We start from the raw sequence: 24,579 nt of genomic DNA, 5'->3' as shown, positions 1-24,579 counted from the left end.
TTTAATTGATTGCTTTAAAAAGTAGAATATGAAAAAAATAGTCATTTTATTTTATACATTTATTTCCATTACTATTCTGGGACAAAATTCATTAGAACAGACTTCTTCAGACACTGAAATCAAGATAGATTTTAAAAAGTTTGAGACTCAGTTTTATAAAAAGAAAGAAACGTCTCAGAAAATGAAGGGAAATATATCAATCCTTCTTCCTGAGAACGGTCTGGTAAAATTTATTTTAAATGAGAATGATCTTATACCGGATAGAATTGCGTCGATTATAACATTTGACGGTAAAAGTGAAGATGGAAAGTTTTCAATGAAACTCTCTTTATACAATAATAGGCTGAGTGCAATTATTAAAACTTATCAGGGTAAATATTATGCATTGGAAAGATCAGGGAGCTCTTCTTCAGATCATTACAGAATATACAGCTTAAGTGAAGCCATGAAAAAAGAGGCTTTTATCTGCAGTGCGAATGTTGAAGATTTCCTTTCAAAAACTCATGATGGTTCCATAATATCAAAATCAGTAACCAATTTTCCGATAGGATCACAGCTCAGAAAATATCGTATGGCTGTTGCAGCCACAGGTGAATCGGTAGAATCATTAGGCAGTGCGGATGCAGTTCTTAATGAAATTGTATCCAAGATTAATGCAGTTAATCTTATCTATGAATCTGAAGTTTCCGTTACTTTTACTTTGATATCCGAAACACTCAACAAAAGCATTCTTTTCACCAACTCTGCTACAGATCCGTTTACAGGAACCGGAGGAAGTGCAGGCCAGGCAGGTTTTGTAATAATGAATAATTCAGGACTTCTTACTTATAATAAATATGATATAGGACATACGGTAAATATAAGTACTTCGGGAGGAGCAAGCGGAACAGCTGGCGGGCAGCCTTGTAATGATTCTTCAAAAGCTTTGGGGTGGTCTAACTGGGGAACACAAAACAGTCTGGGATTTGTTACAAATCTTATAGCTCACGAAATGGGACATCAATTCGGAGCAAGCCATAGCTACAATGCTACAGGAGGAGACTCCCCCGGAGATACTTTTTGCGCCAATAGCTGGAGCAGTAGCGGAGCAGTAGAACCCGGAAGCGGAGCCACTCTTATGGCATACGGAACAAACTGTTCTTATCCTGTAGACCAAAGATACCCTTCTAATAATTATGAATCCTACTTTCATGCAAGAAGTCTGGATCAGATTCTGAACAGAATACAGACCCTTTCTACATGCTATACAGTCGTTGCAAGCAGTAATATACCGCCTGCTGCCAATGCAGGAGCCGATATTACCATACCCAAAAATACACCTTTCAGGCTCTTGGGAACAGGAACGGATGCGAATGATGCCAATCTTTCTTATACCTGGGAAGAAAATGATGCTGCTACGGCTAATGATAAAGGTGCATTTGGATCAACATTAAATGGTGCTGGTGGTTATACTGCTGTAAACAGTACTACTGCGCCGCTTTTCAGATCGGTTAAAAGCAATATAAATGGAGAAAGATATTTTCCAAAACTGAATTTCATCCTCAATAACCAGAATGTTCCTCCAATGAATGAGGGAGAAGCATTGCCCAACGTTGCAAGAAATATCAATCTGAGATTAACTGTTCGGGATAATAATGCTTCAAACGGCGGGATTGATTCAGATGATCTTAATGTTACGGTTGCTGATTGCGGACCTTTGAGTGTAAGCTATCCAAATGCGTCAGGAATAACGCTGAATGCCAATAGCAGTGCTACGATAAGCTGGAATGTAAATAATACAAACTCAATAGCTAATACCGTTAATCTGTTTTTATCTATTGATGGAGGTTTGAGTTTTCCTTATATTTTAGCGAGCAATATTTTAAACAACGGAAGTTATGTTGTAACAATTCCCAATATTCCAGCTACAACTAAGGCAAGAATAAAAGTAAGTGCATTGCTCAATCCAAATGCAGAATTTTTTGATATCTCGGATAATAATTTTACCATAGCATCAGCCTGTGAAGCATTTAGAAGTTACATCAGTCCCACTTTTGCTGTAACAACTTATGCAGGATCTGCGGTTGCGAATCTTAATATGACGGGTGCGGCGGCTGCCAGTGAACCTTTTAGTACAAAATCGATCATTTTTAATGCGCCGTCTACAAATTCAGCAATACATGGGTATTCCAGTGCAGATAATGTAACACCCATCAGCTTCAATGATAATTATCCCACTCATCTTGTGCAGTTTCGGGTAACGCAGACAGGAAATTATACGATTTCTAAAAATTCCGGCTTTCTTATAACTTCAGTGTATACAGCTACACCACCTAATTTGTCAGATTTTTTAACATCAAACTCTACAGGGACATATTATGGAGTTGTAAATGCTTCCGGTTCCACAAGATCCGTAGTACTTAACGAGGGAACAAATTATTTTATGTATTTATGTAATTTTAGTAATCCTGCCAATGCCAATACTTACACATTGACTTTTAACGGCCCCGGAATGGTTTATGAAACCATAAATACACCATCAGGTTACAACTATACTTATATTGCCGTGAACAACAGTACAAATAAGGTAGAGGCTTTTCATCCGACAGCGGATTTTACAGTATTACCAATAGGCTCTTATACCGTGAAAGGACTTTCATATATCAATACAGCTTCGCCTTCGTCATTTATTGGAAAGACATTTAACGAGATTGTTGCAATGGGTGTCTGTGTTCAGGAAAGTTCCAATAAAAGACAACTTACTATTACCGGAGTACTGTCAACTGCTGATATTAAAAAAACAGAAAGTGATATAAAAGTAGTACCCAACCCTGTAAATGACTGGCTGACTGTAGTAAGTGATAAAAATGTTTCAGAATATGAAATATTGGATTTATCAGGAAGGATTATTATTCCGAAATCAAAATTTCACAACAGTATATTTCTGAAAAACTTAAGCACAGGATCATATATTTTAAAATTGTTTGATGGTCATCATATCATCTATAAAACAACGATTATTAAAAACTAAAATGATTAAAAATGAAATTTAATTTTAAAAATATACACATAGGACATCTCATAAAAAGTAAAGTTTTGGAGCATGAAGATATAACGCTGGACAGAATTTGTAATTTTTTTGATTGTGATGAGGAAAAAATACAAATGATGTATGCTTCCGAAAATCTGGAAACCGATTTGCTTCTCAAATGGAGTAAATTATTAAAGTTTGATTTTTTCAGAATATATACTCAACATTTGATTCTTTATTCCCCTCCACAAAGTAGTGTTTCAAAAAATAGTAAAAATTCAACTCTTCCTCAATTTCGTAAGAACATCTATACGAAAGAAATAATAGAATTTATTCTGGAATTAATTGAAAAAGGAGAGAAGGATAAAAAAGAAATAATTGACGAATATAGAATTCCTAAAAATACGCTTTATAAGTGGATTAATAAGTATTCTCAGATGTAATATTCAGACAGAAATGTACAATGAAAGTAAATAACCAAAAACTGCATTAATTTAGAATATAAATAATTAATTAATATAATCTTAACTATATTGTAAATGGGAAAATTTGAACAGCCTGATTATAACAAAATTTTCAGAGACATTGTAGAGAAAAAATTTATAAAAAGAAAAGAAGAGCTTTTACCGCTTTTACAGAATCACTTAACGGTATTAGATGTAATAAGAATTAATAAAATTATATTTGGTAAGGGCGATGACAACATAAACAGACTCAATCAGAAACATAAATCCTATGATAAAGAGACCATACTGAAAATTTTAGATTATCAGAAAAAGAATCATTACAACAATGTTGCTCTTGCAAAACATTTCAATCTAAGCCGTAATACAATTGCCAAATGGAGGAAGATTTTTATTAATTAATGGTAATTGAAAGAGTAACCGGAATATAAAATCATGATATCATTGAGATTATTCTGTTTCTTTATAAATGAGTGATATTAATAGTATTTCATAAGTGTTTTTATATCAGTTGGTTAGGGGGTAATAATCTCAGTGTCTCTGATTCGAACCCGGGTGAAACCACATAAAAAGAGTTTGTATCATAACTCTATGATATGGTTTGAGATTCACTGTACGAAAACCATTCTCCATCAGAAGGTCGAGAAAAAACATAAAAAAAGTCCGTTTTCACTAGTTGTGAGACGGACTCTTTTTTATTTCAAGATTTAGTTTTTTGATTACAAAAACGGTCATGTTTTTTAACCTAAATTATCATTCCCCAATCAAAAACCACTCAGAATTCTCCCGAAATCCTTCGACTGTTGTTCGGCCTTTCTTCGGAAAAAATCCCATTTTTCCGAAGCCGATCCGAAGAAGACCCGAACATGATCCGAAGAAATGGGTTTTCAAACCGGTCAAAAGCAGTCAAAACCCGTCATCTTTTTCACAGGTGCCTGAAATGGGAAAATTCTGTAATACCTTCGTTCTGTTAACCAATAAAAATGCACAAAATGGCACGAATAACAAAAGGAATCCTTGGAGGATTTTCAGGAAAAGTAGGGGCGATTGCAGGCGCGAACTGCCGTGGCTAGGACATTATGAGAAGCCGGAGACAACATAGCTTGGAATTTGATAATTAACTAAGATTATTTCTGAAACACAAAAGATGGCTGAGCGGAGCCGAAGCCACCTATTGTATTTTGATTTTTTTAGTACTAAAAGTTAAGAATATTTTGAAAAGGAGAATAAACAGATGGCTGAATATAAAACTAAGGTAACTGAGCATATAACCAGGTGGCTGAATGTAAAACTAAGGTGACGAGTATATAACCAGATGACTGAACGTAAAACTAAGGTGATAGAGCATATAACCAGTTGGCTGAACGTAAAACTAAGGTGATAGAGCATATAACCAGTTGGCTGAACGTAAAACGAAGGTGGCTGAGCGGAGCCGAAGCCACTTTTTCAAATCCTGTTAAATAAACATTCACCCCAAAAATATCCCTCTTTACAACATTTTTCTCTTTGCAATCATAAAAACAATAATTTTGTGTAATAACTATGAGTAAGAGAAAATTATTGATCTTTACGGGAGTAGTTCTGTTTTTACTCCAGCCGGTTCTTCTTCCTGCGTTTCCTATGGATAGCTCAGAGCCTCATTATTTTAAAGATTTATCAGAAAATATACTGGGTAATTTGCTGATCCTCATCTTTTTTTACATCAATTATACTTACCTTATTCCGGGACTTTTATTTCAGAAAAAATATCTGCAGTACGGGTTTCTGGTTTTCTTGGGACTCATGGTCGTTTTACTTCTGCCGTGGGCGCTTTTCGGATCTCATGCTCCGCCAGACTTTGCACAGCTGCCCTTTCATCCGAGAACCCATGAAAAAACAATGTTTCACAGGATTCAGCTGTTCTTTTCGGAGGTAGATCATCTGGTCTTCCTTTTCGTGGGGACGATATTTTTTTCCACCTTCTGGTTTGAAAGAATGCAGAACCAGAAAATTAAAAACGAAAAATTACAGGCAGAACTTTCTCACCTCAAACTGCAGATTCATCCCCATTTTTTATTCAATACCCTGAACAGTATTTATGCATTTGCGATAAAAAAAGACGATAAAACAGCAGATACGGTATTGGTTTTTTCAGATTTTATGCGGTATCTTTTACAGGATTCCTATCAGAATGAAGTTCTGCTGGAAAAAGAAGTTCAGTATATCAGCAATTATATCGAGTTACAGAAATCCAGACTGAGAAATTCTGTTGCTGTTGAATTTGAAAAAACAGGCGATTTTGATAATAAAAAAATTGCTCCTCTTATCCTGTTCACTTTTGTGGAAAATGCTTTTAAATATGGTGTAAATCCGGATGAAAATTCTGAAATAAAAATAGAAATATCCATACAGGAAAACGAATTGAATTTTATGGTTTTCAATAAAATTGTATCTGCCAAAAATATAGAATCCAGTAACATCGGGATTAAAAATACCAAAGAAAGACTCATGCTTTATTATCCTCAAAAACATACGCTGGAGATTAAAGAAGACCAAAAGGCATTTATCGTCAATCTCAAAATTAATTTGTTATGATTACCGCTATAGCACTGGACGATGAACTACCATCTTTAGAGATCATAGAAGCATTTTGTGCGAATATTGAGGAGATAGACTTAAAGAAAACTTTCCTCAAGACCAGCGAAGCAAGATATTTTCTGGAAAACAATCCTGTGGATCTGCTTTTTCTGGATATTAATATGCCCGCTGCTTCAGGGATCGATTTTTATAAAACACTTCCACAGGAAACCCTGGTGATTTTTACAACAGCGTATAAGGAATATGCTGTAGAGAGCTACGAGATCGGAGCCTTTGATTATCTGCTGAAACCATTTAGCTTTCAGCGTTTTAAAATGGCAGTCGACAGAGCGGCGGAGCAAAAAAAATTACTTTCTGCTCACGATGAAGGATTTATCTATTTTCGGGTAGATTACGGATTGGTGAAAGTTGTTTTCAGTGAGATTCTGTATATCGAGGGACAGGATAACTATGTGAAATTTTACTTTGAAAACCAAAAATCACTTTTAGTAAGAATTACCATAAAAGAACTTTTGGAAAAACTTCCTGAGCAGCATTTCTGCAGAATCCACCGTTCCAGTATTGTTTCTTTAGCAAAAATAACTTCTTTCAGGCACAAGACAGTCTATATAAAAGATATTGCGCTTCCTGTAGGCAATACCTATGAAGAAGACTTTCTTAAAAAGATATAATTTAATCTGAGTTCGGGATAAGTCTTCTTAAACACCGTGTTAAACAAAGAGATTCAATTCTCAGGAATTCAGCTTTTAAGATATACAAAGGCGTAAAATTGATCAAAGTAATACTATTTTGTGTTTTTTAAATAAACGAAGTACCTTTGTTTAGCTTACCAACTTTCAATAAGTAAAAAAATCTTTTGTTTTTCTTTGCGATACATTAATATAATGCTATAAATCAATTATTTAAATTTATTTCTTATCCCGAACTGAGGTTAAAATTAAAAATATATATTTTCACCACAACTATTTTATCATTGACCACACTTTCCTGAAACCCATGGGATTATTGATTTTTTTTGTAATGAATTTTAAAATAACATATTATGAAAAAAATCTTTTTGATGATAAGTGTTCTCGGCATTACGCTAAGCACTTTTATCGTTTCATGTTCTGATGATAATGATTCTGCAGATTCTGGTAATTCTACCAGCAGCACAGGCGGAGGAGCATCTGATAATGCTGTTGGAACAACCGGAGCAGCATCCATAGCCGCTACGGATGTAACAGCCTGCGGTTCCGTAACGGGCGTTTCCAAAATTGTTTGTCTTACCGAACAGTTAAAAGCTACGCTTACTTCCTCACAGCTTGCCGCCGTTCAGCTGGATTATACCTATGCCAACATTAAAACCTGGTCTAATCTTCCTGCGGCGATGTCCGCAAGAAAAGGAATACCTTTAGGGAATCTTAATGCAACACAGGTAGGTATTGCGAAAGCCATCATCAAAGAAATGAGCGGAACCACCGCTAATGAAGGCTATGATGAAATTCAGCAATTGCTGTATGCCGATAATTATCTCAATGCCAATGGAGGCGGAAGTACTTATGGTTCAGGAAATTTTTATCTGGCTTTCTTCGGAACTCCTTCTGCCACAGGGAAGTTTGAAATTATGTTTACAGGGCATCACAAGACCATTGCCAATACCTATAATAATGGAGCTTTAGTAGCTGCAACGCCTTTGTTTACGGCTACAGAACCATTGTCTTTTGCGGTTAATTCTACAACGTATGCGCCGGTAGATCAGGAGAAAAATGCTATTGTTGCTTTACTTGGCGCGCTTTCTTCCACACAGCTTACCACTGCAAAAGCCAGTACAACCTTTACGGATCTGGTTTGCGGACCTACCGCCAACTGGAGTTTCCCGACTGCTTTTTCAGGGCTGCAGTGTTCTGCTTTGGATGCGACTCAAAAAGCATTGGTGCTGAATGTAATTAAGACCTATGTAAATGATGTTTCCGATACCAGTGCAGCTTCTATTCTGGCAACCTACACATCAGAATTAGACAATACCTACATTTATTACAGCGGAAATACTTCAATGACGGTAAAAAATGATTACTTCAGAATTGCAGGTCCAAAAGTGTGGATCGAATTTTCCGTACAGGGCGGAATTGTTCTCAGCGGAGTTCATTACCACTCCATCTGGAGAGACCGGGTGAATGATTATGCAACGACTAACTCATAAAAAGATTCTTAACCCAAACCTCACAGGTTTTTAAAACCTGTGAGGTTTAGAAATCCACAACAAAAATCAGAAACGAAATGAGATTGCTTTTTTTCTTTCTTTTTCCGGTTTTAATCTTTTCCCAGAGTACGATCAGGGGGATTATCTCTGATGAAAACGGTCATCCGGTAGAAAATGTTTTAGTAAAGAATATTTCTAAACCTTTGTATCATACCCATACCGATATTTCAGGGAATTTTTTGTTGGAAAATGTAAGCCCGGAAGATAGTCTGGAATTTGTTCATCAGGATTTTGAGACCCAAAAGATCGTTCTGGAAAATCCGGAAAACCTGAATATTATCTTAGAAAAAAAATCATTTCAGATCAAAGAAATCACCATTACGAAAAATTTAAAAAATTTAAATACCATTTCGAAAATCGATTTGCAGGTACAGCCTGTTGCTTCATCTCAGGATCTGCTGAGGAAAGTTCCGGGTTTATTTATCGGGCAGCACGCAGGAGGAGGAAAAGCGGAGCAGATTTTTCTGCGTGGTTTTGATGCCGATCACGGAACCGATGTTGCCATTTCTGTAGACGGAATGCCTGTAAACATGGTGTCTCACGCTCATGGACAGGGATATGCTGATCTGTATTTCGTGATTCCGGAAACGGTAGAAAGTATTGATTTTGATAAAGGATCTTATTTTGCGGATAAAGGCGATTTTGCCACTGCCGGATTTGTCGCTTTTAAAACCAGAGATTTTGTCGACAAAAGCAGTTTAGGATTGGAAATCGGGCAGTTTAATACCTTCAGAACCAACAGTATTTTTAATCTACTCAACAAAAACAACCAGTCAGCCTATTTTGCAGGTGAGTTTTTAATGACGGATAATTATTTTGATGCTCCTCAAAACTTTAACCGCATCAACCTTTTTGGAAAATATACCTCAAGACTGACAGATAAAGACAGACTGTCTGTTTCAGTTTCGCATTTTAACAGCAGATGGGATGCAAGCGGACAGATACCGGAAAGAGCTGTAAACAGCGGACTTATTTCGCATTTTGGAGCAATAGACAATACGGAAGGAGGCACAACAAGCCGAAGCAATTTCAATCTTCAGTATGAAAGAAAAATCAATGATGATGCTTTTATCAGAAATCAGGTGTATTTCAATAAATATGATTTTGAACTGTACTCCAATTTTACCTTTTTCCTGAATGATCCCATCAACGGAGATCAGATCAGGCAGAAAGAAAACAGAACGATTGTAGGATTTCAATCAGAATACAACGGGAAAATAAATGACAATATCAGCTTTAAAACAGGGGGTGGCTTACGCAATGACAACAATAAAGATGTAGAACTTTCTCATACCAAGAACAGACAGGCCGTTTTGCAATACCTCAGTCTGGGAGATATTAATCAGACTAATGTATTCGGGTACGGCAGTTGGGATTTTTCTTTCGGAAAGTGGCTGATTAATGCAGGATTGAGGGTAGATTATTTTAAATTTAATGTGGTGGATCAATTGGCAGAAAAATATCAGAATCAGTCTGAAGCAAAAGCTGTTCTTAGTCCGAAACTTAATTTTTTATACTCTTTTAATACAGGTTTTAATGCTTTTTTGAAGTTAGGAAAAGGCTTTCACAGCAATGATGCAAGAGTGGTAATTGCCGAAAAAGGGAAAAACATTCTGCCGGCTTCTTACAATGCCGATTTAGGATTTTCATGGAAACCTCTTCCCAACGTATTAATAAACGCCTCATTGTGGTATCTTTTTCTCGAACAGGAATTTGTTTATGTAGGCGATGAAGCGGTGGTGGAACCCTCAGGAAAAACAGCAAGAAAAGGTTTTGATGTGGGATTGCGTTATCAGCTGAACAACTGGCTTTTCTGGAATACCGATTTTACCTACACCCATGCAAGAGCCATACAAGAAGCCAAAGGGAACGATTACATTCCTCTTGCTCCCAAAACTACCTTTGTCAGCGGATTATCCGTGAAAAATCTTAACCGTTTTTCAGGAAGCATCAATGCAAGATATTTAGGAGACCGTCCTGCGAATGAGGATAATTCTGTAACAGCGAAAGGGTATTTTATCACCGATCTTTCTGTGAATTATCAGTTCAGAAAAGTTTCTGTGGGAATTAATATCGATAATATTTTCAACACCAAATGGAAAGAAACCCAGTTCCTCACCGAAAGCCGTCTTCAAAACGAAACCGAAAGCGTGGAAGAGATCCATTATACCGCAGGAACGCCCTTTAATGCACGATTGATTTTAAAATACAACTTTTAGAGACCTATAATTTAAACACTTATACAATGAAAACACTATTCAGCATCACCGTAGCCACTTCTGTTGCGGCGATTTCATTTTTCAGCTTTTTTAAAAAGAATACAGAAACCCCAAAAGCAGCATTTATGACGAATATTGCCAAGAAAAATAAAGCTGCGAAAACAGTGGTTACCACACAACAGATTATTGATCTTGCCAATGCCTTCAAAGCCACCCTTTCCAGTTCGCAGATTGCAACGCTGGAGCTGGCTTATACGTATGCCAATGCAAAAACATGGTCTAATCTTCCTGCTGCTATGTCCCCAAGAATCGGACTGAAAATGGGAACTCTTACAACGGCTCAGTTAACCGCTGCCAGAAATCTCATTCAGGCTTTATCCGGAACAGGAAACGAAGGCTATAACGAGATCTACGGACTTTGGATGGCAGACAATTATCTTTCAAACAACGGAGGCGGAACCACTTACGGAGAAGGTAATTTTTATATCGGGTTTTTCGGAACTCCATCTTTATCAGGAACTTTTGAAATCCAGATGACAGGACATCACAGAACGGTTTCCAACACCTATATCAACGGAATTCTTGTGGGGGCAACTCCTTCTTTCGGTGCAGCAGAACCTTTTGCCTCTTTTACTTATAATTCGGCAACCTACCAACCAATGATTGAAGAAAAAACCGCTCTTGTGAATATGTTGTCCGGATTATCTTCCGCACAGCTTACTACTGCACAGCTTTCCACAACGTATACCGATTTGGTCTGCGGTCCCGGAAAAGACTGGCTGTTCCCGACCACCAAATCCGGACTGAAAGTAAGCAATTTAACAACAGCTCAGAAACAGCTCGTTTACAATGCAATTGCAACTTACGTAAATGATGTGGACGATACGAATGCGGCAACCATTATGGCAAAATATAATAATGAACTGGATAATACATACATTGCATGGTCTACCGATGCCACACTGACCAACCAGAACGGTTATGTAAGAATAGACGGACCATCGGTATGGATAGAATATTCTGTACAGAACGGAATCATCCTTACTCCGAAACATCCTCACAGCATTTGGAGAGATCACACTACAGATTACGGAGGAACAGGAAATACCTTATCTACGAATGAAACCAATACTTCCATTTCTAAACCTATGATTTATCCTAATCCGGTAAAGGATTTTGCTACTTTTAACTTTACAGCTTCAGAAAAAGGAAATACAAAAATCAACATCTATGACCAAAGCGCAAGATTAGTGAAGAGCATAGAAAAGAACAATCTGCCGAAAGGACAAAATTCTGTCTCTGCCGACTTAAGCAGTCTTGAAAAAGGAGTTTATACCTTCAATATACAACACAATGGTACAAAAACAAGCGGACAAAAACTCATCAAAAAATAAAGGGTTGAAGAAACTGTTTCTTTTATTTGTCTTTTTTTCAGTCTTTGCATCGGCGCATCCGCTGCCGGATACGAAGGTCATGTTTCATATGTATCCGAGCGGTGCGGCGATTGATATTACTGCGCCGCTTCGTGATTTTGAAATCGTTTTCAACGGTAAAATAACACCGGATCAGAAAAAAAAAATTCAGGAGTATTTTAAGAATCATATCAAAATTTCCTCTGAGAACAGATTCTGGAATATAAAACTTGTTGATTATAAGATCTCCAGAACACGGGATTCTGTGGTCGGGCTCTATGATAAAATAGATTTCAGGATTACGGCAAAACCACAAAAAAAAGAAGATACCCGAGATTTCACCCTTCATTACGATGCCTTTGTACACCAGATCTATAATCACAAATCGATTATAGGATTGGCTTCCGACTGGGAAAAAGGAGTACAGAATTCTAATCAGATTCTGGGGGTTGCAGCGCGGGATCTGGACGGAAATATTCAGCCTCTGAATATATCATTAGAGGAAGGAAGCTTTTTTACAGGGTTCAAAAGCATGATTGAAATGGGTTTCAAGCATATTTTAGAAGGGAAAGATCATATTTTGTTTTTAATTTCCCTGCTTTTGGTTGCCCCATTTTTTGTAGAAGACAGAAAATGGAAACTTCTGCACAATAAAAAATCTGCGGTAAAAAGAGTGGTAAAGATCGTAACCGCTTTTACCGTAGGACATTCACTGATGCTTATTTTGGGAGCCATACAGTTAATAAATATCAACCCGAATAATATAGAGATCGGGATTGCGATTACCATTTTACTGTCCGGAATCAACATCTCCAAACCCATCTTTTTCGGGAAAGAAGTTCTTATTGCCCTGCTTTTCGGATTTGTGCACGGATTTGCTTTTGCCAATACCATTACGTTTTTTAATCTGGATATCAGTCAGTTCATCTGGAGTGTTTTAGGCTTCAATATAGGAATAGAATTGGTGCAGATCCTGATTGTACTGATAAGTTTTCCCATTATCCTCTATGTTTCTAATAGGTTTAAAAATATTGATCTTTACAGATCTGCCGTTTCAGTTTTTGTGATTGTAATGGCCTGTTACTGGATGTATGAAAGAGTAGAAAGTTTCCTGCAATAATAAGGAGATGAGGATTTTGTTTTAAAAATTCTGAAAACTTACCCATTCCATGATCTGGAAAATGAAAGAGGTTTAAGTGTTTGATTTTTAGATTTTAGTAAAGAGAGGATGAAAGCATCTTCTCTTTAATTTTTCCTGTTGTTTCATCTAATTGCTAAAAGCAAATATTGTGATTGTTGTAAAATCATGCATAGAAGCTATAACAGTTCTGAGTCTTGTATTTTCTATAATTAATTTTTTTTATTCTGATTTTCAGAAGGGTATTGTTGCATACTATTTGCATTGAGCCAATAAACTCTTTAAAATTCCAAAAAATGAAACAAAATCTTTTTTTTGGAATTTTTTTTCAAAGAAAAAATTGTAAGCTTTTGAAAATCAATACATTTTAAAACAAGCATATTTGTTGAATGCGGTCTACTACCTAAAATAGCAGCAAGTATGAAAAATTTATTCTTTTTATTTATTCTTTTTTTAGGAGTAAATAATCTCTATGCAACAGGAGAACCCTCAACTTATTTTCAAATTTATGTTCCACCAAATAACGATGCCGTACAAAGAAACGTCTGTTTAGTGGTAACGGCTATCTACGATGATACGGAATTTAATATCATTGATGATGGCGCGGACGGAGATACGGATGATTCTAAAACCGGAGTATTAAAAGCAGGGCAGAGCTACGTCCTGTATATTAAAGACAATGGGATTAATGATGATGCCCGTTATGCTTCCGGTGGTGTTTTAAAATGGGACGGAGACTATTTTATTGTTAAATCCAATAAACTGGTGTATGCTTCCCAAAGTACAAACAGCGACTGGCAGCACGACTGGGTTCCGAGTGTGGATAAAAGCTCTATCGGGCAGAAATTTATTGTGTATGCTCCCATGATTACCTCTTCCAAAAGAGACATCAATGTATTTGCCTATCAGAATAATACCGTAATAGACTTTTACAAAATCTCTACTCAGGCAAAAACAAATACAGGTTTTACAGATGTTGATGCTGAAAATCCCGTTAAAGTTTTTTCTAAAACACTGAACGTTGGGCAGGATTTAATTTACAGCTTTCCGGAAGGAAGGGATGCGATGATTTCTGGAGAAACGTATATGCTGGTTGCCAATAAGCCCGTAACGGTGCAGTACGGAGCCTTATTCGGAAATGAGCGGGACGGAGGAGGATATGTGCCTACATCCAATGGAAGCTCTTCCGGAGAACTGATGTATTTCGCGGTTCCTTATCAGTCGGGTGGTGAACAGGAAATAAGAATTGTGAGCTGGGACAATGCCAATACCGTGAAACTGGATCGTTTTGTAAACGGAAACTGGGTACCTGTACAAACCTTCTCTCTCAATCGGTTAGCCGCGGGAGACTGGGTGGGAAAGACCAATGGAAACGTTTCTTATCCTACCGTCTTCAGAGTTACCTGCACCGCAGGAAAAAAAGTCTCTGTTTTTGAAGGAAATTGGTTTGAAACCGGTTCTCCGGGAACCTCCGATATGGCAACAATGGTTTCTTCCGAAAGCGGAACAACGGCAGGAAAAAAGTTCCTGACCTATATTGCACCTCCGGGTAATGAAACCAATGTAACCAACCCCTTAACAGGATCAAAGTATAACGGTTCCTTTTCTCACCTGTATTTATTTTCAAAAACAGGAGCTACCGTTACCGTAAAAGATGCTTTAACCAATGGGACAAAATTTAATAAAACATTTACTATTACTCCCGAGAAATACGCAGACTGCTCCATAAGTCTAAATGAATGGAAAGCATTTTACAACGGAACAGGAACAGCTTCAGGATCAGAAAGACCTTATCTGATCGTGGAAAGTAATAATGATATTGCGGTGATGAACAGTAATTTTAATGATAACTGGATGTGCTATACCGGAAGTTCTTTAGGACATTCTTTCACCCAGACAAGCAACGTAAGCGACGATGCGCTCATCCCGACCGAACAGGCAACCGTAGTTTCTCAGGTTAAAACGGGCGGGGAAGTAACAAATCCTTCGGTAGAAGTTATTGTACAGGAAGGACTTAAAGTAGTAGAATCGAAAATCATTAACCCAAATCAATCCCAAACACAGGGTGTTGTTACAGAACTTAATGACAAAACAAAAGTAGAATATAATAACTTACCGACCTTACAGCCGAACTCTACGTATCAGATTGAAACCAAAGTGGTAGCAACCGTAGGTGCCAATAACGGAGAACTGGTAGGAACCACGCTTAATTCCACCGTTGAAACCGTGATAACAGGAAAAGTGAACGGAGAAACACAGCAGTCAACCATTGCGAATTCGGTATCTGTACAGACAACTAATACTTCAAAGCTGATATTTTCACGTCTTGAAAATCCGTTGTTTGATTCATTCACCTCCAACTCATGGACCATCAGTTGGGTAGACATCAACAATGATGGTTATGATGATATATACATTACAGATATGGGACTTACTTCTCCTAACCGAATCTTTATGAATAATACAGCCGGAGGCTTTACAGCAGGGCAGGTTTTACCTGAAGACGGGGTTTCTATGAGCAGCACCTGGGCAGATGTGGATAATGACGGAGATGAAGATTTATTGGTTCTTAACAATACCAGAAATCCCAACCGTTTTTACAGAAATGACAACGGTACATTGGTCGCAGACAATACCAAATCTTTTACTCAGGATGTTTCCTATTATCATGGCGGTGCCTTTGCAGATTATGATAATGATAACAAAGCAGATGTATTTATGTGTAATTATTTCCCTACAAAATACAATGAGCTGCACAGAAATACAAATAACGGAAGCTTTGTAAAAGAAGCTACAGATGCCATTCCGCTAGAAGCCAATTCTTCTCTTGGACCAACATGGGCAGATTATGATCAGGACGGACTGATGGATTTATTTGTCCCTAATGGAAGCGGAAATAAGAACTCTTTATTCCATAACGACGGAAACGGAACCTTCTCCAAGAAAAATAACATCATTAATCAGGAAGGCGGAAAATCTGTAGGAAGCTGTTGGGGAGATATAGATAATGATGGAGATTTGGATTTATTCGTAACCAATTCCAACACAACAACCAATTTCCTGTATAAAAATTTAGGAAACGGAAATTTCCAGAAAATAACCAATTCTATTGTTAATCAGGGAGGAAGTTCTCACGGATGCAGCTTTGCAGATATTGATAATGACGGAGATTTAGACTTGTTTGTAACCAATGACAGAATCAGAAAATTCCTTTATTTTAACGACGGAAACGGAAATTTTACCGAAAACAGAGACGAAGCAATTACCTATAATTTCGGACTTTCTTTCGGACACGCATGGAGCGATTACGATCACGACGGCGATCTGGATCTTGCCGTGGCAACGCATTCCAATCAGAAAAATCACATTTTCATCAATAACGGAAATACCAATAAATGGCTGGAAATTAATCTGAAAGCCACAGAAAGCAATGGTTCTGCCATCGGAACAAAAATATTTGTAGAAACAGGCAACAGAACGCAGATGAGAGAAGTAAACAGCCAGAGTGGTTTTGGAGGACAAAGCAGCTATACACAGCATTTTGGATTAGGAAACGCAGCAACCATCAATACGATCACCGTTAAATGGGCGAGTGGAATCATTCAGAAACTGACGAATATTTCTGCCAATCAAATACTCGAAATCGTAGAGCCCCAACAGACAAAAGTTTCCGGAATCGTTTATTTTGACACCAATAACGACGGGGTGAAACAGGATAGCGAACCTACCGTTTCAAGAGCGGCTATTAAAGTGGTGCCTACCAATGCCAAAGTATATTCCAGTGATGCCGCTACATTCAGCTTTTATACCACTCAGAATGATGTTGAGTTGAGAATTTTAGAAGAGAACGGATTAAGTGCAGGTTCCAAAGTATTCGATCTGACCAATTATCAGCCTTCCCAAAAAATATTTATCGCTGCAACGTCAACCTGTAACGATACAGATTTAAAAATAAATATGGGAGGAACGGCTATCCGAAAAGGATATACCAATAACCAGTTTAAAATTGTAGTAAGCAATCAGTCCCGTAATATATCCAATTCAAGCATTTTAAAATTTACAGTACCTTCCTCTGTAAATATTATCAGTCCGTCCTTACCGATTGCGCAGCAGGAAAGCTTTGTTGAAAATTCAAAAAATTATACAAGATATTCCTGGAGCATGGGATCTTTAAATCCTTTTAACAATAAAGTCATTAGCTTTATGACCGGTACAGATGCATCCGTTTCAGTGGGTGATGAATTAGACTTTAAAGGAGAAATTGTAAACTCATCGGTAGACTGCAATATAGATGATAACCTGCTGATGCAAAAATACCCTGTTTATGGAGCGATAGATCCTAATGATATTTTGGTTTCTCCGAAAGGCTATGGAACAGAAGGATATATATTACCCGATCAGTTGCTTACCTATACCATCAGATTTGAAAACGTAGGAAATTTTGCTACTCAGAATGTATCCATTATAGATAACATTCCGCAGGAATTGAACATCAATACCTTTAAAATGGTGTCTGCAAGTCATGATAACGTATCTGTGGAAATTATAGACAATAAGATCACGTTTAAGCTGGAAAATGTGTTTTTACCGCCTACTTCAGAAGATTCAGACCGATCTCAGGGGTATGTTACCTTCTCCATTCTTCCTAAAAAAGGATTAGAAGAAGATACAAAAATTAAAAACAGTGCATTCATTGCATTTGATGACGAAAACCTTCTGAAAACCAATACGGTAACTAATACCATTCAGTCTAAAGCACAAGAACAGGAAATGACAGTCGTTCATCTGTATCCAAATCCTGTAAACGATGTTGCATTTATAAGACTGGAACACAGAAAAGGTTCAGAATACACAAGAAAAAAATAATAAAAGCTGAGGTTATTGATGTGAACGGAGTTCTTATTTTAGAAAAGAATTTCAGTGCCTCAGAAGAAGTGAGAATAGATCTGCCTTTACAGATTAAAGGATATTATCTGCTGAAAGTTACAGATTCAGATAATAAAGCGTATACCAAAAAAATGATCGTTAAATTTAGAGAATAATCTTTCAGTTTTTAGGCTTATCCTATTGAGTCAGCATAGAAAAAGCAAAATTTAAATCATTGATTTCAGTCAGACCATTCGAAATTTTCGGATGGTTTTTTTTGTCTTAAAAAGCAGATGTGCTTATAAATAATTTTCGCCAAAATCATTATTTTAATTTCAGAAATTCTCAGAAAATTTTAACCCTGAAAATAGAATTTTTACAAAATATTTTGAAAATAGATTGTTTGAAAATTCTCAAAAATGTGAAATTTTAAAGCCCATTTCTCATTTCAATATTTTTATCTGAATGTTAAAAAATGTCCTATTAGGAGCTGTAAAATGTTAAATAATTCTTAATTCAATTTCATAGAATTCAACTGATTTTTTGATCTGAAAATGATTTTATTGCTTCTTTATTTCCATTTAAGTATTTGACATTCAATAGTTTATTTGTGTATATCAAATGTATATACATATTATTTATGAACTAATTGTTAACATTTTTAAATTAGGCAAAGACGATTCATCATTAAATAAGAGGTCTTGTCCGAATTATAAAACTGAATAGAAATTATATAACATAATGAAAAGAATATTATTTTTCTTAGTCTGTATCGGCGCTCATCTTTCCCACGCACAATCCCAGAAAGTTGAGGTGGCGAATAACACAGACGGACAAAAATTAGAAGTGAACGGAAAACCTTTCATTGTAAACGGAATGAACTGGGATTACTATCCTGTCGGAACCAATTACAACTATTCCCTTTGGAAACAGTCCGATGATTTCATCAAAAAAGCTCTGGATGATGAAATGGGGCTTCTGAAAAATATGGGCGTAAATGCTGTAAGAATCTACACTGGAATTCCGGCAAAGTGGATTACGTATATCTACGAAAATTATGGAATTTACACTATGCTTAACCATTCTTTCGGAAGATATGGTCTTACCGTAAATGGCTCATGGGTGGCAAACACAGATTACGCAAACCCTGCAACCAGAGAACTTTTACTGAAAGAAACCATAGAACTGGCAGAACAGTATAAAAATACACCGGGACTTTTGCTGTACCTTTTAGGAAACGAAAACAATTATGGCTTATTCTGGGAAGGCGCAGAAACGGAAGATATTCCTATGAAGGACAGAAAATCTACCCAGAAAGCAATCCCGATGTATCAGCTCTTCAATCAGGCAGCTTTAGAAATAAAATCTTTAGATCAGAACCATCCTGTTGCTTTATGTAACGGAGACACCCTGTTTTTAGACATCATTGCTCAGGAATGTAAAGATGTAGATATTTTCGGAACCAATGTATACCGTGGCGTTTCTTTTGGCGATCTCTTCCTGAAAGTAAAAACAGAATACGGAAAACCTGTTCTCTTCACCGAATTTGGAGCAGACTCCTTTAACGAACTTTCTCAAAAAGAAGATCAGGATGCACAGTCTTATTATCTGCTCGGAAACTGGCAGGAAATCTATGAAAATGCAGCCGGCTTGGGAAAAGCGGGAAATGCACTGGGAGGATTCACATTCCAGTTTAGCGACGGTTGGTGGAAATACAAACAGACCGAAGATCTGGAGGTACACAATACCAATGCATCGTGGAGCAACGGAGGATACATCAGAGATTTCCGTAAAGGCGAAAATAACATGAACGAAGAATGGTTCGGAATCTGCGCCAAAGGAAAAACAGATGCAACAGGACATTATCAGTTGTATCCCAGAAGTGCATATTATACTTTAAAGCAGGTTCATCAGTACAATCCTTACGAAAGTACCCAAATGAAGTCTTCTGGTGCGGTTAAAAACTATTTTAATGACATCAATATTACCGATGCAAATCTGAGAGCAACAGGCGATAAAGCTGCTCTGAAAGGAGAAAGCAGTGATATGATCAGAATCAGCAATCTGAGAGCAGATTTTTCAACCTTCAACACCGGAGGAAGTCTTATCACCACACCAAAAGAAAAAACAGATGCCTATACATCCTATCCGAACAGACAGGGCTTTGATCATATGCAATCCTATTACGTGGGAATAGAAGGAAATCCCACAGCCAATATGAGAGCCAATGTTAACTTTAATATTCTGGGAAATGTGGCAGAAAATCCTATCGACCAGATATTTTATGAAAACAGAGGAAGAGCAATTCAGGTAATGAATGCAGACGGAACCACAACCACAATGAGAGATCTCAACAGAATTCAGGTCTACAACGCAAGTTATACATGGAATCAGAAATATTTTGATCTTCACGGGTTCTACAGAACAGGGCATTACCATTGGGGATACGAAGGCGATCTTTTCGGACTCTATCCTGAAGCCAATTACGGTCCTAATATGGACATCTACAACGGAGAAGCCCCTTTCGGTTTTGAATTCACAGGAAAAAAAGAAATCAATGGGCTGAAAGTCGCTTTCGGACCGGAACTTTGGTGGGGAGCCAACCCTGCATTGTTGGTAAAATACTCAAGAAAAGCAGGAAAATTCGATCTTACAGGAATCTATCATGAAGATCTGGATCAGAGAGGAGATACACAAAGTTCATTTGCCATTCCGCAGCCTAAAACCAGAAGAGTAACATTAGCAGTTCAGAGAAAATTCGGAAACTTCGGAATTGATCTGGGAGGAATCTGGGGCGGACAGCCGCTTAACGGAAGAACATTCCAGTTATACAGAGACGGAAACATTTATCAGGATCAGATCAGCGGGAAAGACAATTGGGGTGGAAAAGCCAAATTTACCTACGCAGGCGGAAAATTCAACTGGTACGCACAGGGAGCCATGATGGGTCTGGTTGCCAATGGAGGAGCAGATTACACACAGACCTTTACCGGATGGAGATTAAAAGACAGCGGAAGCGGAAACCAGTATAACGTCCTTTCAGGATTCACCTATAATATCGGAAATTTCCAGATCGCACCTAATTTCCTTTGGCAGAAGCCGATCGAAGGACCGGTTCCAATGGACGCACCTGCACCGGGAAGACCAAGAAATATACTGCAGGATCCTTTTGTAGTAAGAGCAAACCGCGAGCAGACCGCAGGAGAAATCCTTTTCACGTATGATCCTACTCCGGCTACATGGATGTACGCGTGGGACAGCGATAAAACAGAAGATGCACCATTTGCATTCAGTACAGGATTTGTGTACAGACATTTACCGACAACACAGGATGCTGCAATAGGAATTTTACCGGACGGAAGAACCACTTTTGCATTTCCGGGAGCTGCACCGGCAGCCAATCTTTGGGAGGCCAATGCAAGAATTGTTTCTAAAGTAAGCTCCGATTTCGGAGTGATAGCCAACATTTATGGTGGAACGGCACAGGCAAACGGAAGCGATACCAGAAAAATTGAAAGATTCGGATTGGAGCTGAGAACCATTTACAAAAAATTAAAATTTGTTACCGCATTCAAACTGAACGATTGGGGACCTTACGATTACCACAGAGATTATAACCTTACTTTCCCGATGCAGCTCATGGGAGATCTCTCCCTTGAAATAGGAAAACCCGAATGGTGGATCCTTCCGGGAACAAGAATCGGAGTTCGCGGTACCTACAGAACTTTAGATCAGTATTCTCCGAGATATGCACCTACTTATACCATAAACGGTGCCGGAAACTGGGTTCCTGATCCTACCGCAATCGGATTCCCGAACGGAAACGAATGGGAAATAAGAACGTATATTCAAATCAATATCGGTAAATAACTTGTACAAAAATGAAAAATATATTCAGACATAAATTCACCAAAGTATTATTAAGTGCTTCACTTTTAATGGCTTTTGGCTGTCAGAGAGACATCAGCGAGCTTGAAACGGCAGAATATCCTAAAAATCCGGAAGTTTTTATGGATGCCTTCAGTTCAGGGTTAAATTATTCCGCCTTCGGAGGATCCGATGTAAAAGCATTTGATGTAGACACACAGGTAAAATATTCAGGAACCACTTCCATGAAATTTGCCGTTCCGGATTACGGAAGTCCCGAAGGAGCTTATGCAGGAGGATCTTTTTACACCTCTGTAGGAAGAGATCTTTCAGATTACAATGCATTAACATTCTGGATCAAAGCGACTCAGGCAGCGAATATAGATATCATCGGTTTTGGAAACGATCTTGGTGAAAACAAATATCAGGTTTCCCTTTCTGCACTTCCGGTAAATACCAACTGGAAAAAAGTAATCATCCCGATTCCTGATCCTTCAAAATTAAAAATGGAAAAAGGAATGTTTTTCTATTCCGAAGGTCCCGAAAACAACAAAGGATATACCTTTTGGGTAGATGAGGTGAAATTTGAAAAACTCGGAACCATTTCCTATCAGTCCGCATCTATCCTGAACGGAAGCAACAAAACAATTACCTCTTTTGTAGGCGTTAATAATAAAATAGACGGACTTACTGCTTCTTACAGTATGCCCAACGGAGCAACACAGGCAGTGAACCTTACTCCGTATTATTTCAACTTTAAAACTTCCAATGCAGCGGTAGCTTCGGTAGACCAGCTTGGAAATGTAAGTACAGTAGGATCCGGTTCTTCTGTTATTACCGCAACTTTAGGAAGCAATACGGCAACAGGAAGCCTTACCATTAATTCCTCAGGAAATTTTGTTCATGCACCTGTACCTACACAGACAGCAAATAATGTCATCTCTATTTTCAGCGATAAATACACCAATGTTCCGGTGGATTATTACAACGGATACTGGGCTCCTTATCAAACGACACAATCAGCAGATTTTACGGTAAATAATGACCATGTGCTTAACTATACCAACTTTAATTTTGTGGGAATCCAGATGACTTCACCTACTGTAAATGCATCATCCATGTCACATTTACGCATGGATATGTACTTACCGAATGCTGTAGCGGCAGGATCATCTTTTACCATAAAAGTAGCAGACTTCGGAGCAGATGGAGTATATGGAGGAACTGATGATAAAACAGGGCAGTACACCGTAAATACCGCTTCATTACAAAGTCAGAGCTGGATCAGTCTGAATATTCCCATTACAGCAATTACAGGGTTAACAACGAAAGCGCATATCGGTCAGATAATTTTCGAAGGAGCCAATATTTCTAATTTTTATGCAGATAATATTTACTTCTACAACGACGGAAGCATAATTCCTGCAACGCCGACTGCGGCTGCACCTCTACCAACTCATGCTGCGGCAAGCGTTCTTTCGGTTTTCAGTGATGCTTATACAAACGTTGCGGGTACAGATTTTAACCCGAACTGGGGACAGTCTACACAGGTTTCCCAAACTCCGATAGCAGGAAACAATACCCTGAAATATGCAGGACTAAACTATCAGGGAACCCAGTTTGCAAGTCCGCTTAACGCTTCATCCTACGGATTCATTCATATAGATTATTATACCGCTAATTCTACAAGTTTAAAATTCTATTTAATCAGTCCCGGTCCTGTAGAAACGCCGTATACTTTATCTGTACCTTCGGGAATTGGGATCAATACCAATGGCTGGAAAAGTGTAGACATTCCTCTGTCTTCCTTCTCACCGGTTGTACTCAGCAACATCATTCAATTCAAAGTAGACGGAAACGGAGATATTTTCTTTGATAATATTTATTTCCATAACTAAAATTTTAAAAGAACAATTATGAAATATTTACCTAAAAATAAAATTTTAAAACTTCTGGCTGTTCCTGCATTTCTGTTTTCGATGAGTTCATGCGATCAGGAATCGGTACAAACGCTTCCCGACAGAAACTTTGAGATGGTCTGGAGTGACGAATTCAACGGTACCGCAGGAAGCCTTCCGGATAAAAAAAATGGACATTCGATTTAGGAACCGGAGATAACGGATGGGGAAATCAGGAATTGCAGTCGTATACCAATTCCACCAATAATGTTTCTTTAGACGGAAATGGAAATTTAGTAATCACCGCAAGAAAAAACGGAAACGCTTTCACTTCGGCAAGAGTAAAAACACAGGGACTTTTTTCTCATGCTTACGGAAAAATAGAAGCAAGAATCAAAACACCTTATGGTCCCGGAATCTGGCCTGCTTTCTGGATGTTGGGCGATAATATCAATACCGTTTCATGGCCTCAGTGTGGCGAAATAGACATCATGGAACTGAAAGGACATATCCCGAATGTCGTATACGGAACCCTTCACGGTCCCGGATATTCCGGAGGAAATGCAAAAACAAAAGCCTATGGATTACAAAATGCCAGATTCGATCAGGACTTCCATGTCTTTGGAGTAGAATGGCAGGAAAACCAGATAGACTTTTTTGTAGACGGATACCTTTATCATCGCGTAAAATCTTCGGATGTTTCAGGAGAGTGGGTGTATAATCATCCTTTTTTCCTGATTCTTAACGTGGCAGTCGGAGGAAACTTTGTAGGATTTCCAACGGACGGAACCTCTTTCCCTCAAAGTATGTACATCGATTATGTAAGAGTTTACAAAGCAAAATAAAATTTTAAACCACTCAAACCTTACAGGCTTTCAAAACCTGT

15 protein-coding genes are annotated in these 24,579 nt (G+C 37.8%); all 15 read left to right on the top strand.

Annotation, left to right across the window (positions count from 1 at the left end; all coding sequences use genetic code 11):
- Positions 1-28: 28 nt before the first annotated feature.
- The 15 genes from H6W53_RS11380 (at position 29) to H6W53_RS11315 (ending at position 24,538) form a co-directional block, all read left to right on the top strand.
- The gene (locus H6W53_RS11380) at positions 29-3,010 is read left to right on the top strand and encodes a reprolysin-like metallopeptidase (protein WP_185206904.1); all 2,982 of its coding nucleotides are present in this window, start codon (positions 29-31) and stop codon (positions 3,008-3,010) included.
- A gap of 11 nt (positions 3,011-3,021) precedes the next feature.
- Positions 3,022-3,453 carry a transposase gene (locus H6W53_RS11375; protein WP_076392955.1) on the top strand — a complete coding sequence of 144 codons (432 nt, stop codon included), beginning with the start codon at positions 3,022-3,024 and terminating at the stop codon, positions 3,451-3,453.
- A gap of 96 nt (positions 3,454-3,549) precedes the next feature.
- A complete protein-coding gene (locus H6W53_RS11370; protein WP_185206902.1) occupies positions 3,550-3,876 on the top strand; it encodes a helix-turn-helix domain-containing protein in 327 nt (108 codons plus the stop codon).
- Positions 3,877-5,016: 1,140 nt separating this feature from the next.
- Positions 5,017-6,048: a sensor histidine kinase gene (locus H6W53_RS11365; RefSeq protein ID WP_185206900.1), complete on the top strand. Its 1,032-nt coding sequence runs from the start codon at positions 5,017-5,019 to the stop codon at positions 6,046-6,048.
- On the top strand, positions 6,045-6,722 hold the full coding sequence (locus H6W53_RS11360) for a LytR/AlgR family response regulator transcription factor (protein WP_185206898.1): 678 nt from the start codon (positions 6,045-6,047) through the stop codon (positions 6,720-6,722). Before H6W53_RS11365 ends, H6W53_RS11360 begins: the two co-directional genes overlap by 4 nt.
- A 371-nt stretch (positions 6,723-7,093) precedes the next feature.
- On the top strand, positions 7,094-8,233 hold the full coding sequence (locus tag H6W53_RS11355) for a DUF3500 domain-containing protein (RefSeq protein ID WP_185206896.1): 1,140 nt from the start codon (positions 7,094-7,096) through the stop codon (positions 8,231-8,233).
- Positions 8,234-8,310: 77 nt separating this feature from the next.
- A complete protein-coding gene (locus tag H6W53_RS11350; protein WP_185206894.1) occupies positions 8,311-10,512 on the top strand; it encodes a TonB-dependent receptor in 2,202 nt (733 codons plus the stop codon).
- Between the two features lie 26 nt (positions 10,513-10,538).
- Complete coding sequence (locus H6W53_RS11345; protein ID WP_185206892.1) at positions 10,539-11,906, top strand: DUF3500 domain-containing protein; 1,368 nt, start codon at positions 10,539-10,541, stop codon at positions 11,904-11,906.
- Positions 11,907-11,910: 4 nt separating this feature from the next.
- Positions 11,911-13,044 carry a HupE/UreJ family protein gene (locus H6W53_RS11340; protein WP_185206890.1) on the top strand — a complete coding sequence of 378 codons (1,134 nt, stop codon included), beginning with the start codon at positions 11,911-11,913 and terminating at the stop codon, positions 13,042-13,044.
- Between the two features lie 438 nt (positions 13,045-13,482).
- Entirely contained in the window at positions 13,483-17,928 is a 4,446-nt protein-coding gene (locus H6W53_RS11335) for a CRTAC1 family protein (RefSeq protein ID WP_185206888.1), read from the top strand.
- A 20-nt stretch (positions 17,929-17,948) separates the two neighbouring features.
- On the top strand, positions 17,949-18,104 hold the full coding sequence (locus H6W53_RS11330; protein WP_317169748.1) for a T9SS type A sorting domain-containing protein: 156 nt from the start codon (positions 17,949-17,951) through the stop codon (positions 18,102-18,104).
- 565 nt (positions 18,105-18,669) lie between these two features.
- Positions 18,670-21,798, top strand: coding sequence for a glycoside hydrolase family 2 TIM barrel-domain containing protein (locus H6W53_RS11325; protein ID WP_185206886.1), 3,129 nt, complete (start codon positions 18,670-18,672; stop codon positions 21,796-21,798).
- A gap of 11 nt (positions 21,799-21,809) precedes the next feature.
- Positions 21,810-23,693: a carbohydrate binding domain-containing protein gene (locus H6W53_RS11320; RefSeq protein ID WP_185206884.1), complete on the top strand. Its 1,884-nt coding sequence runs from the start codon at positions 21,810-21,812 to the stop codon at positions 23,691-23,693.
- Positions 23,694-23,711: 18 nt separating this feature from the next.
- Complete coding sequence (locus H6W53_RS21520) at positions 23,712-23,900, top strand: hypothetical protein (RefSeq protein WP_228457787.1); 189 nt, start codon at positions 23,712-23,714, stop codon at positions 23,898-23,900.
- 32 nt (positions 23,901-23,932) lie between these two features.
- The gene (locus H6W53_RS11315; RefSeq protein ID WP_228457786.1) at positions 23,933-24,538 is read left to right on the top strand and encodes a family 16 glycosylhydrolase; all 606 of its coding nucleotides are present in this window, start codon (positions 23,933-23,935) and stop codon (positions 24,536-24,538) included.
- Positions 24,539-24,579 lie beyond the last annotated feature (41 nt).

The sequence above is a fragment of the Chryseobacterium sp. C3 genome (assembly GCF_014218905.1).
In the GTDB taxonomy this organism is placed as follows: domain Bacteria; phylum Bacteroidota; class Bacteroidia; order Flavobacteriales; family Weeksellaceae; genus Chryseobacterium; species Chryseobacterium mucoviscidosis.
The sequence above is the reverse complement of the archived record's forward strand: the minus strand, read 5'-3'. Positions and strand labels throughout refer to the sequence as shown.

Coding starts and splice junctions, on each gene's coding strand:
- H6W53_RS11370 (WP_185206902.1), top strand. CDS start 3,550: ATGGGAAAATTTGAACAGCCTGATTATAACAAAATTTTCAGAGACATT.
- H6W53_RS11345 (WP_185206892.1), top strand. CDS start 10,539: ATGAAAACACTATTCAGCATCACCGTAGCCACTTCTGTTGCGGCGATT.
- H6W53_RS11365 (WP_185206900.1), top strand. CDS start 5,017: ATGAGTAAGAGAAAATTATTGATCTTTACGGGAGTAGTTCTGTTTTTA.
- H6W53_RS11320 (WP_185206884.1), top strand. CDS start 21,810: ATGAAAAATATATTCAGACATAAATTCACCAAAGTATTATTAAGTGCT.
- H6W53_RS11350 (WP_185206894.1), top strand. CDS start 8,311: ATGAGATTGCTTTTTTTCTTTCTTTTTCCGGTTTTAATCTTTTCCCAG.
- H6W53_RS11325 (WP_185206886.1), top strand. CDS start 18,670: ATGAAAAGAATATTATTTTTCTTAGTCTGTATCGGCGCTCATCTTTCC.
- H6W53_RS11335 (WP_185206888.1), top strand. CDS start 13,483: ATGAAAAATTTATTCTTTTTATTTATTCTTTTTTTAGGAGTAAATAAT.
- H6W53_RS11380 (WP_185206904.1), top strand. CDS start 29: ATGAAAAAAATAGTCATTTTATTTTATACATTTATTTCCATTACTATT.
- H6W53_RS21520 (WP_228457787.1), top strand. CDS start 23,712: ATGAAATATTTACCTAAAAATAAAATTTTAAAACTTCTGGCTGTTCCT.
- H6W53_RS11355 (WP_185206896.1), top strand. CDS start 7,094: ATGAAAAAAATCTTTTTGATGATAAGTGTTCTCGGCATTACGCTAAGC.
- H6W53_RS11375 (WP_076392955.1), top strand. CDS start 3,022: ATGAAATTTAATTTTAAAAATATACACATAGGACATCTCATAAAAAGT.
- H6W53_RS11360 (WP_185206898.1), top strand. CDS start 6,045: ATGATTACCGCTATAGCACTGGACGATGAACTACCATCTTTAGAGATC.